Genomic DNA, 10,111 nt, shown 5'->3' with positions numbered 1-10,111 from the left:
TTTACAAAAAAATAAAGCAAAATTATTTATTTAATTGTTGTAAAAAGCCATTAAAAATTATTACTTAAACACTATGAGAAAAAGAAAAATTAAACACTATTTAAAAACTGGAATTCTATTATTCGGAATTTCATTATTGCTATGGAATTGTGAAAAAGAAGATACTGAAATAATTCAAGAAGATTCTGAAATAATTCAATCAGAAAGTAATTCTGATTTAAAAATTGAAATTGTTAATTTAAAACAAATTGAATCAAATTCAATTGTATCAAATAAACTTAACAAAATAATTGCTAAATCTTCCAATAAAGTAAGTAGTTATGCTGCTAAAAATATTTATAATGCAGCATACAATTTTACTGTAAATACTGATTATGTTAAATATATTGAAAATGGAGATTATCATTCTTATAATTTTCCAATAACCAGAGATAACCCAGTTAATGATAACATTGACAATTTATTACTATCGTTAAATAAAGAAGGTGGTTATGATGCTTATATAGTTCAATATAATGTTGCCAAAGAAAGCTTTGCTAATTTAAATTTAGAAGAATTTAATAAGATAAATATTCATTTTACACCTATTAATTTTGACAGTTCATCATTATTAGCTGCAAGATTAAGTTTTGAGTGTGTGCAAGACCATTATTTGTATTGTCCCCTCGGAGGTGGGCATACTGAGGGGTTTGATGATTCTTGTGAACTTGAAATTGCTGTAACTTCAACGTGTGGCTGGGTTGATTCAGGAGGTGGTAGTGGAGGAACTCCAACAGGTAGCGAAACTAACAATGATGGCACAACTGATACAAGCGGTGGAACTGGTGGTACTTCTTCAACCAATGGTGATAATCCTATTATTTCAACTCCTACAGTTGATGAATTTTTAGATTTTTATTCCACATTAAGTTTTATTCAAAAAAAATGGTGTGATTCTAATTTTGATTTAATTAATAGTTTCCTTATTCAAAATAATTATTCTACGGATGCTTATAATTTTGCAGAAATTGCAATTGATGCAATAGTTTTGGAAAATGCTGAAGTGGATTGGGTGAATAAAATTATTAACAACCTTACTGGTAAAGCGCTTTGCGTTTATAATAAATTGGAGGGAAATGATTTAATGAATAAAACTATTAAGCGATTTAATAATAGTAATTTTGTTGATGTTGAATTAAAATATGGTACTATGCAAACTCCAAGTGCTTCTGGTGAGACACAATACGGTTCTCCTATAACTATAACATTAAATCAAAATCATATAGAAAATAGACCCTCTTTATTAACAGCTTTAGTAATATTACATGAAGCAATTCATGCTGAACTCAATAGACAAATTTTTATAACTGGTGGATTAATGTATACCCCACCGAACACGTATACGCTAAATGGTACGAAAGCTGATTTTCCGACATTATTTGATTATTATAATGATTACCCGGACAATCCTCATCATAATCTTATGTCAGATTATTATAGAAATGCACTTGAACAAGGACTGAGAGATTATGCAGAATCAATTGGTAAAACATTTCCCGATCAACTATTTAAGGACCTAGCATGGGGAGGGTTACAAGGTACTAAAGCTTGGGACAATATGTTTTTAGATCCTGTTTTCACAGCTAGTGAACAAATAAGAATTAATAACACAATTAATAATTTTAAAAACTCAGGAACTAATGAATGTCAATAAATTATTAATTCTAGCATTAATCTTTCCACTTTTTTGTTTTTCTCAGAATCAAAAAGAGGATGCTTATTTTATTATTAGCAAAGATCATAAAGAATATACCCTAGGTAGCCATAAAAATACATCAAATTTTGAGTCATTTAGCTTATATGATAAAATAGAATATAATAAAAGACAAGAGCGTATAAAAAAAGATAAGGATGATGGAAGGCCTAATTACGACAATAACAAAAGGCTTCCAAATACTTTAACTTTTAGAGTAAAAAGCAAAAAAAAGGAAGTCATAACTCATTGCGATATTCATAAATTAAAATTAAATGTGGTTGATTATAATTGGTTAATTTATAATAGTTGGAAAGAAAATAACCCTAATATTCTTTTTAAAGATTTATATTTTTTACTTAAAATAGAGAAGGACAAATATTTAAAGTATAAAGTTGAAAGAACAGTTATTGCATATTAATTTTGTTATAAATAAGAACAAAATAATTAAAAATAATACAAACCACATCCACATATATATAAAATAGCAGAATAAGTACAAGTTTTCATAATTTGTACTTTTCTGTTTTTTTTATAGTTAAAATGTAAATTGTAACAAATAATCTGCAATTTTTAAAGAAATACAGACCAACTAATTCAAATCATAACGAATCTTTTCAACCAATTCATTGTAATTTTTATAGAGTACAAATTCTCCATCTTTTATATACGATATTTTTCCAGTTTCTTCAGATACAGCTAAGCACAATGCATCTGTTTTTTCTGTAATACCAATTGCAGCGCGGTGTCTTAAACCAAAGCGAGAGGGCAATTGTTTTTTGGAAAGTGGTAAAATAATACGTGTTGCAATTATAAAATTATCTTTTACAATCATAGCGCCATCGTGCAAAGGACTATTTTTATAAAAAATACTTTCTAAAATAGGTTGATTTATTTCTGCATACATAGTATCTCCAGTATTTTTTACAAAATCTAGATTATGAGTACGCTCTAAAACAATTAAAGCTCCAGTTCTTGTGGCAGCCATAGATTCGCACGCGGCTACAATAACTTCTACATTCATAGTAGTATGAATTTCAGTGTTAAGAAATTTTAGTTGTTTTAAAAAGCTCCGTTTATTTGTGAAATTTGTAGATCCTAACATTAACAAAAACTTCCGAACCTCTGGTTGAAATACAATTAAAATTGCAATTGCCCCTAAACTAATTAAAGTACCCAATAAGCCACTTAGCATTTCCATTTGAAGTGCTTGGGTTATTTTCCAGATTAAAACAATTAGTGCAATACCAATAAATATATTTATAGCAACTGTTCCTTTTAATAATTTGTAGATGTAATACAGTAGCACGGCAACCAATACTATATCTAGTGCATCGAGAAAATTAAAATCTAAAAAATCTAGCATTGGAAATGTTTTTGGTAAAAATATAAAAAAGATTGCATACTAAATAACTAATCGCAACCGCAATCTGGAACTTTTGCCGGATCAAAAATAAATTCTAAATTATTTATTAAAACACCTGGATTTGTAATTGACTTTATTTGGGTTAAATAATATAAATAATCTTGGTACAATAAATCCTGATTAAAGTTTAAATGAAGCATTGTTTTATTTCCTTCAGAAGAAAAATCAATAAATTCCAATAGAGTAGTTATAAGTTCGCCATCTTCCATTTTGGCATCATTAATCCACGTGTTTTTTGGATTAAAAGTGAGGTTAATATTGTAGTAATTTAAATAGTTATCACTATTTTTTTTAATATACGTTTTAGATAAAATACTGTCTTGTTTAAAAACCACACCATCAAATTTAACAAATGATAGCTTATCTGAAATGGTATCTGCATAGCTAAAATAATCGAATCGTCCTTCTTTAGCATGGATGCCATTTGCGTGTTTATATTGAAATTTACTAATGGAAGGAATAATTGCTTTTAAAGGTAGTTTTCTGTCGATATTATAAATCCAATGTGTTGAACTTATGGTGTTTTTTCTGTTCACTTTTGCAATAGTATCAGTATTATTAACTTCAAAAAACATCCAAATTTGAGAATGATCTTGTAGTTCTTGAATACCTTTTACCGCTAAAACAGGAATCTTCAATTCTTTTTTATTACAACTTAATAATATAATAGGAATTAAGATATATAAGAGTTTTTTCATTTTAATTATTTAATAATTCTACAATTTTAATGGCTTCTATAGCTTCTTTTACATCATGTACTCTTAAAATAGTTGTACCTTTTAACAATGCAATGGTGTTAGCAACTGTTGTGGCGTTTAAGGCTTCTTTGGCGGTTATATTTAATGGTTTGTACAACATAGATTTTCTAGATAAACCTGCTAATGTTGGAATTTCAAGATTTTTAAATAGGTCTAAATTTTTTAATAATGTATAGTTTTGTTCTGTGGTTTTACCAAACCCAAAGCCAACATCTGCAATAATATCATTTACTCCCAAGGCACGCAATTCATATATTTTCTCTGAAAAATAATTTAAAATATCAGTGACTACATTTTTATAAGTTGGATTTGCCTGCATATTTTGTGGTGTTCCTTGCATATGCATTATAATATAAGGAACTTGCAATTTTGCAATGGTTTTAAATAGTGTTGTATCCATACTTCCTGCTGAAATATCATTTACAATACATGCGCCATTTTCTATACATTTTTCGGCTATGTTACTTCTAAAAGTATCAACTGAAATTAATATTTCTGGAAATTCTTTTACTAACATTTTTACAACTGGTAAAATACGCTCTAACTCTTCTTGTTCGACAATATGTTTAGCTCCTGGACGTGATGAATATGCACCAACATCAATAAAAGTAGCACCTTCAACAAGCATTTTTGCAACTTGAGAAATAATTGCAGTTTCATTCTTGTATTTTCCACCGTCAAAAAAAGAATCTGGAGTAATATTTAAAATCCCCATTACTTTTGGCGATGTTAAGTCGATCAAAGTACCGTTACAATTAATTGACTTCATTATCTTACCACTTTATTTATAACGGCTGTTAGCATTGGAGCTTTATAATCGAACATTTTTGCCAATAAATCATCTGTACATTCACTTATAATTAGCATATCTCTATTGGATTGTTTTAAGTATCCTTCGGTTACCATAACATCTAATTGTTTAATTAAATGATTAAAAAAACCATTGGTGTTTAAAATTCCTACAGGTTTTTGTTCAATGCCTAATTGACTTAATGTAAGTGCTTCAAAAATTTCATCTAAAGTGCCAAAACCACCTGGCATGGCAATATAACCATCAACCAATCTGCTAATTTTAACTTTCCGTTTACTCATTGTTTTGGTAACAATCATTTCGGTAATATTTGTATGAGCCACTTCTTCGTGACGCAACAATCCCGGAATTACACCAATAACTTCGCCTTTTTTTTCGATAATTGTATCTGCAATTATACCCATCATTCCAATTTTTCCACCACCATACACCAATCCAATATTATTATCAGCAAAATACCTACCAAGTTTTATAGCATCATTTTTATAAACTTCATTAAAACCAAGACTTGAACCACAAAAAACAGCAACTTTCTTCATTATTTTAAAATTGATTTTTTAATTCATTAAATTTGTTCGAAATTTACGCAAATAATTAAAGTTACATGCAACAAACTTCAAAACAATATAACGACATTATTACAAAATGCCGTACACTCTATATAAACAAGTTACAAGATTACGGTGCTGCTTGGCGTATTTTAAGATTACCATCTCTTACAGATCAAATTTTTATTAAGGCGCAACGCATTCGTCAATTACAACAAAATAGTGTTCGGAAAGTGGATGAAGGTGAGGTTTCAGAGTTTATTGGAATTATTAATTATTCAGTTATGGCTTTAATTCAATTAGAAAAAGGGATTGTAGAACAACCTGATATTAGTAATGAACAAGCGGTTGAATTGTACGATAAGCATATTGCAATTACTAAAAAATTGATGGAAGATAAAAACCATGATTATGGCGAAGCTTGGAGAGATATGCGTGTAAGTTCTTTAACAGATTTAATACTTCAAAAATTATTGCGTGTTAAACAAATTGAAGATAATAAAGGAAAAACTATTGTTTCTGAAGGAATTGATGCAAATTATCAAGATATGATTAATTATGCTGTTTTTGCTTTAATACATATTAATGAACAACAATAAATTTTTATAAATGAAACGAGCATGCTAAAAAGTTTTTCATTTAAGAGAATGATTAAAAGCGAACAGCATGTGACCTAAAAAAGCAATAAAAATAAACACATGAAATTACTTGTACACCTATCTCGATTAATTGTAGCTTTAACATTCATTTTTTCAGGCTTTGTAAAATTAGTAGATCCTTTAGGTTCTGCTTATAAATTTCAAGAGTATTTTGGAGCAGATGTGTTAAATCTAGAATTCTTAATTCCGTATGCGCTGCCATTTTCTATAGTGTTAATTTTAGCTGAAATAGTTTTAGGTGTAATGCTTTTGGTAGGCTACTTGCCTAAATTTACGGTGTGGAGTTTATTAGTAATAATTAGTGTTTTTCTGTTTTTAACCTGGTATTCAGCATATTACAATAAGGTTACAGATTGTGGTTGTTTTGGAGATGCAGTAAAACTGTCGAGCTGGGGAACATTTTATAAAAATATTGTATTAATTGTTTTTATATTAATTTTAGTAAAAGGATATACACATATAAAACCATTATTTAGCCTTGCGTTTGCAAAATGGACAACCTTTCTTTCATTTTTTATATTTCTTTATATTGTATATTATGTATTAATTCATTTACCATTAATCGATTTTAGACCATACGCAATTGGAAAAAATATTCCTGAAGGAATGGAATATGTTGGAGAGAAAGAGCCTGCAATACACGATTTTTATTTAGAAGCTGAAGACGGAGAGGAGCTAACAAATGCTGTTTTAGAAGCTGAGAATGTGTTGCTAGTGGTTACTTATAATATTAATATTAGCGACAAACAAGGTTTTACTGCTATAAAGAAAGCTACAGATGAGGCTTTAAAAAACGGCTATAAAGTATATGCATTATCAGCTTCTATGAATGAAGATTTTATTGAAATTAAAAATGAATATAAGTTAAATTTCGAGATGCTTTTTGGTGATGAAACAATGTTAAAAACTATTATTAGGTCCAATCCAGGAATTATTACATTAAATAAAGGTACCGTAAAGGGTAAGTGGAGCTGGACTGATGCCGATAAAATTACATTCAATTAATGAAACGAGCATGTTAAAAAGTTGGTCACCGAACGAAATGGCTAACCGCGAACCTACCTATCCGTTAGGCAAGCAGCATGATTGTGCTGATCGAAGTCGAAGTATGTCCTTTAAAAAACAATAATAGAACCACATGAAACCATTATTACTAATTTTTTTTGGAGGAGGATTTGGAAGTGTTCTTAGGTATATAATTGGTAAGTGGTTGAATACTACTGAAAACGCAATCCCTTATGGGACTTTTTTAGTAAATATTGTAGGAAGTTTAATAATAGGTATTGTTTTAGGTTATGCTGCAAAGGTTGCTAACACTTCAAATACCTATGTTTTTTTACTAGCTTCTGGTTTTTGTGGTGGGTTTACAACATTTTCTGCTTTTGCTTATGAAAATCACCTTTTTCTAAGAAATGGCGATTACTTTTCTTTTTTAATTTACGCCTTAGGATCCATTATTTTGGGTTTACTAGCCGTTTTTGCAGGTTTCTACTTTTCAAAAGTATTTTAATTTACCTTTTTTATGTTCTTTTTTAACCTCTATTTAAAATAGAGGTGTTTCTACACGTCTCGATATGATAAAATAGCATAAAAATATTTACATACCTTTAAAAAAATAGGGTATAAAAATCGAAAATATGTAAAAATTCACCAACACCCCCTAAAAAATTAGGTGGTGTTAAATTATAAATATATTTTTGTCCAGAAATCAATTATAAAAATCACTTTATTATGAAGAAAATTGAAGTTATTATTAGAAAATCAAAATTTGATGAAGTAAAAGAAGCTTTGCATCAAATTGAGGTCAATTTTTTTAGTTACTGGGATGTAACTGGAGTTGGAAACGAAAAACAAGGTCATGTTTATAGAGGTGTTAGTTATAGCACATCAGATATTCAGCGAAGATTTTTATCCATTGTTGTTTCTGATCCTTTTTTAGAAATTACTATTGATGCCATTTTAAAATCTGCAGGAACAGGTTTTGTTGGAGATGGTAAATTGTTTATTTCAACAATAGACGAGGTTTATAGGATAAGGACCAAAGAAAAAGGTATCAAGGCTATAAACTAAAAACTAAAAAAATTAACTAATTATTAAAATAAAAATTATGGAAGCTAACGCTGTATTAGACTTAATGTGGATTGTAATCTGTGGGATTTTAGTGTTTTTTATGCAGGCTGGATTTACGCTAGTAGAAACTGGATTCACCAGAGGAAAAAACGCAGGTAATATAATAATGAAAAATATAATGGACCTATGTATTGGAAGTCTTGGATTCTGGGCTATTGGTTATACAGTAATGTATGGGGAGTCAATAGGATCCTTAATAGGTAAACCAACATTGTTTTTTGATGATGTTGAGAATATGCATAATTTATTCTTTCAAACTGTGTTTGCTGCTACCGCTGCAACAATTGTGTCAGGAGCAGTCGCTGGAAGAACTAAATTTTCTACTTATATCATATTCTCATTTGTAATGACTGTAGTAATTTACCCAATTTCTGGCCACTGGGTATGGCAAGGTGATGGTTGGTTAACTGAACTTGGATTTGTGGATTTTGCAGGTTCTACTGTAGTGCACTCTGTGGGTGGATGGGCTGCTTTAGTGGGCGCAATATTAGTTGGTCCAAGATTAGGGAAATATACTAATGGAAAATCAAATGCAATACCAGGGCATAACTTGTTATTAGGTGCTTTAGGGATCTTCATTCTTTGGTTAGGTTGGTTTGGATTTAACGCTGGTTCTCAATTGGCAATATCTGGAGATAATGCAAATGCAGTTGCGGGTATTGTAATTACAACAAATCTTGCTGCTGCTGCCGGAGCTATGGTGGCAATGTGTGTGTCGTGGATGTTGTATGGAAAACCTGATATTTCAATGACTTTGAATGGGGCTTTGGCGGGATTAGTAGGTATTACAGCTGGTTGTGCTGCTGTAAGTCCGGCGGGCGCAGCTATTATTGGTGCTATTGCAGGAGGAGTAGTTGTTCTATCTATTGAATTTATTGATAAAAAATTAAAAGTAGATGATCCGGTTGGTGCGGTTTCAGTACACGGTGTATGTGGCGCATTAGGTACGTTGTTGGTAGGTGTATTTGCTATAGATGGTGGTTTGTTATATGGTGGTGGATTCTCATTATTGGGAGTTCAAGCAATAGGAGTATTATCAATTGGGGCTTGGGCAGCTGGAACAGCATTTGTTGTTTTGTATGTGTTAAAGAAAACAATTGGTTTAAGAGTTTCTAAAGAAGAAGAGGTTGATGGATTAGATATTCATGAGCATAAATCAAACGTTTACAATTAATTAAATTAAATAAAAAAGAACATTATTAAATTAAAACTAAAAAGATGAAAACAATTAAAAGAATTATAGTGGTATTTGTAGCTATTTTATCAATATCTACAATGAACGCTCAGGAAAAAGAAAAATCAAAGACAACTTTTGATATAGGTGTAGATTATGCAAGTAGATATGTATGGAGGGGTGGTTCGTATTCGGACTCACCAGTTTTACAGCCTTATGCAGAGTTAGCCTCGGGTAATTTTACATTTGGAGTTTGGGCTTCTTATGAAACAGGTGGGGAAGTTGTTGGACAAGAGTTTGATTTTTATGCAGGTTATTCATTTGGTGCAATTTCGATAGGATTTACAGATTATGCTTTTCCAACTGATGCAAACTCAGATGGTTATTTTATGATGAAAAATCATATTGGAGAGGCATCGTTAAGTTTCAATGGCGTGGATTCTTTTCCGGTTTCATTAGCGGTGTTTGCTAATGTGTACAATGATGATGCTAATTCAATTTATACAGAGCTTGGAGTTCCGTTTAAAATTGGAGGTACTGAAATGGGTGCCTTTGTTGGAGGTGGAAATGAAATTTATACTACAGATGGTGATTTCGCATTAACAAATGTGGGCGTTTCTGCGTCAAAAGATGTTAAGATTACGGATGCATTTAGTTTAGGAGTTGCTGCTTCTGCAATATTTAATCCAAATAGTGACGATGCGTATTTAGTGTTTGTGCTATCGCTGTAATAAAATTATGGTTTGTTGAAAATTGCCTAACGACAAATTGTTGTTAGGTAATTTTATTCTAAACAATTTTACATAAAATGCTGTTGTTATAATCTATATATATTAAAAAATATAGGGTAAAATTGAAAATATACTAAAAAAT

Annotated in this window: 12 protein-coding genes; 8 read left to right on the top strand and 4 right to left on the bottom strand. The window is 30.2% G+C overall.

What is annotated here, in order from left to right; genetic code table 11:
* Positions 1-73: 73 nt before the first annotated feature.
* Both AB1Z17_RS10590 and AB1Z17_RS10585 read left to right on the top strand, forming a co-directional pair.
* Positions 74-1,693 carry a hypothetical protein gene (locus AB1Z17_RS10590; RefSeq protein ID WP_368051772.1) on the top strand — a complete coding sequence of 540 codons (1,620 nt, stop codon included), beginning with the start codon at positions 74-76 and terminating at the stop codon, positions 1,691-1,693.
* On the top strand, positions 1,680-2,153 hold the full coding sequence (locus tag AB1Z17_RS10585; protein ID WP_368051771.1) for a hypothetical protein: 474 nt from the start codon (positions 1,680-1,682) through the stop codon (positions 2,151-2,153). The genes AB1Z17_RS10590 and AB1Z17_RS10585 overlap by 14 nt, the downstream gene beginning before the upstream one ends.
* 171 nt (positions 2,154-2,324) lie before the next feature.
* Here the strand turns inward: AB1Z17_RS10585 and cdaA are convergent, their stop codons facing one another.
* The 4 genes from cdaA to AB1Z17_RS10565 are packed head-to-tail and all read right to left on the bottom strand — an operon-like array spanning position 2,325 to position 5,266.
* On the bottom strand, positions 2,325-3,098 hold the full coding sequence (gene cdaA / locus AB1Z17_RS10580; RefSeq protein ID WP_368051770.1) for a diadenylate cyclase CdaA: 774 nt from the start codon (positions 3,096-3,098) through the stop codon (positions 2,325-2,327).
* Between the two features lie 47 nt (positions 3,099-3,145).
* Positions 3,146-3,856, bottom strand: coding sequence for a hypothetical protein (locus tag AB1Z17_RS10575; RefSeq protein ID WP_368051769.1), 711 nt, complete (start codon positions 3,854-3,856; stop codon positions 3,146-3,148).
* Position 3,857: 1 nt separating this feature from the next.
* Positions 3,858-4,685 (bottom strand): dihydropteroate synthase, encoded by an 828-nt coding sequence (gene folP, locus AB1Z17_RS10570; protein ID WP_368051768.1) that lies wholly within the window; start codon positions 4,683-4,685, stop codon positions 3,858-3,860.
* The gene (locus AB1Z17_RS10565; protein ID WP_368051767.1) at positions 4,685-5,266 is read right to left on the bottom strand and encodes a TIGR00730 family Rossman fold protein; all 582 of its coding nucleotides are present in this window, start codon (positions 5,264-5,266) and stop codon (positions 4,685-4,687) included. Before AB1Z17_RS10565 ends, folP begins: the two co-directional genes overlap by 1 nt.
* 65 nt (positions 5,267-5,331) lie before the next feature.
* Between AB1Z17_RS10565 and AB1Z17_RS10560 the strand changes: the two genes are divergently transcribed.
* From AB1Z17_RS10560 to AB1Z17_RS10535, 6 genes are all read left to right on the top strand, one after another.
* Positions 5,332-5,874, top strand: coding sequence for a DUF1599 domain-containing protein (locus AB1Z17_RS10560; protein ID WP_368051766.1), 543 nt, complete (start codon positions 5,332-5,334; stop codon positions 5,872-5,874).
* Positions 5,875-5,973: 99 nt separating this feature from the next.
* The gene (locus AB1Z17_RS10555) at positions 5,974-6,939 is read left to right on the top strand and encodes a BT_3928 family protein (protein WP_368051765.1); all 966 of its coding nucleotides are present in this window, start codon (positions 5,974-5,976) and stop codon (positions 6,937-6,939) included.
* 133 nt (positions 6,940-7,072) lie between these two features.
* Positions 7,073-7,444 carry a fluoride efflux transporter CrcB gene (gene crcB, locus AB1Z17_RS10550; protein ID WP_368051764.1) on the top strand — a complete coding sequence of 124 codons (372 nt, stop codon included), beginning with the start codon at positions 7,073-7,075 and terminating at the stop codon, positions 7,442-7,444.
* A gap of 221 nt (positions 7,445-7,665) precedes the next feature.
* Positions 7,666-8,004, top strand: coding sequence for a P-II family nitrogen regulator (locus AB1Z17_RS10545; protein WP_368051763.1), 339 nt, complete (start codon positions 7,666-7,668; stop codon positions 8,002-8,004).
* 37 nt (positions 8,005-8,041) lie between these two features.
* Positions 8,042-9,238 (top strand): ammonium transporter, encoded by a 1,197-nt coding sequence (locus AB1Z17_RS10540; RefSeq protein ID WP_368051762.1) that lies wholly within the window; start codon positions 8,042-8,044, stop codon positions 9,236-9,238.
* A 44-nt stretch (positions 9,239-9,282) separates the two neighbouring features.
* Positions 9,283-9,969, top strand: a complete 687-nt coding sequence (locus AB1Z17_RS10535) for a hypothetical protein (protein ID WP_368051761.1) — start codon at positions 9,283-9,285, stop codon at positions 9,967-9,969.
* Positions 9,970-10,111 lie beyond the last annotated feature (142 nt).

This window comes from Lutibacter sp., assembly GCF_040883305.1.
In the GTDB taxonomy this organism is placed as follows: Bacteria; Bacteroidota; Bacteroidia; order Flavobacteriales; family Flavobacteriaceae; genus Lutibacter.
Note: the sequence above shows the minus strand (reverse complement) of the source record. Positions and strands in the feature narration are given on the sequence as shown.

Bases quoted from the DNA above. Each gene is read 5' to 3' on its own strand.
- AB1Z17_RS10565 (WP_368051767.1), bottom strand. From the start codon at position 5,266: ATGAAGAAAGTTGCTGTTTTTTGTGGTTCAAGTCTTGGTTTTAATGAA.
- cdaA (WP_368051770.1), bottom strand. From the start codon at position 3,098: ATGCTAGATTTTTTAGATTTTAATTTTCTCGATGCACTAGATATAGTA.
- AB1Z17_RS10535 (WP_368051761.1), top strand. From the start codon at position 9,283: ATGAAAACAATTAAAAGAATTATAGTGGTATTTGTAGCTATTTTATCA.
- AB1Z17_RS10540 (WP_368051762.1), top strand. From the start codon at position 8,042: ATGGAAGCTAACGCTGTATTAGACTTAATGTGGATTGTAATCTGTGGG.
- AB1Z17_RS10585 (WP_368051771.1), top strand. From the start codon at position 1,680: ATGAATGTCAATAAATTATTAATTCTAGCATTAATCTTTCCACTTTTT.
- AB1Z17_RS10555 (WP_368051765.1), top strand. From the start codon at position 5,974: ATGAAATTACTTGTACACCTATCTCGATTAATTGTAGCTTTAACATTC.
- folP (WP_368051768.1), bottom strand. From the start codon at position 4,685: ATGAAGTCAATTAATTGTAACGGTACTTTGATCGACTTAACATCGCCA.
- AB1Z17_RS10575 (WP_368051769.1), bottom strand. From the start codon at position 3,856: ATGAAAAAACTCTTATATATCTTAATTCCTATTATATTATTAAGTTGT.
- AB1Z17_RS10545 (WP_368051763.1), top strand. From the start codon at position 7,666: ATGAAGAAAATTGAAGTTATTATTAGAAAATCAAAATTTGATGAAGTA.
- AB1Z17_RS10590 (WP_368051772.1), top strand. From the start codon at position 74: ATGAGAAAAAGAAAAATTAAACACTATTTAAAAACTGGAATTCTATTA.
- AB1Z17_RS10560 (WP_368051766.1), top strand. From the start codon at position 5,332: ATGCAACAAACTTCAAAACAATATAACGACATTATTACAAAATGCCGT.
- crcB (WP_368051764.1), top strand. From the start codon at position 7,073: ATGAAACCATTATTACTAATTTTTTTTGGAGGAGGATTTGGAAGTGTT.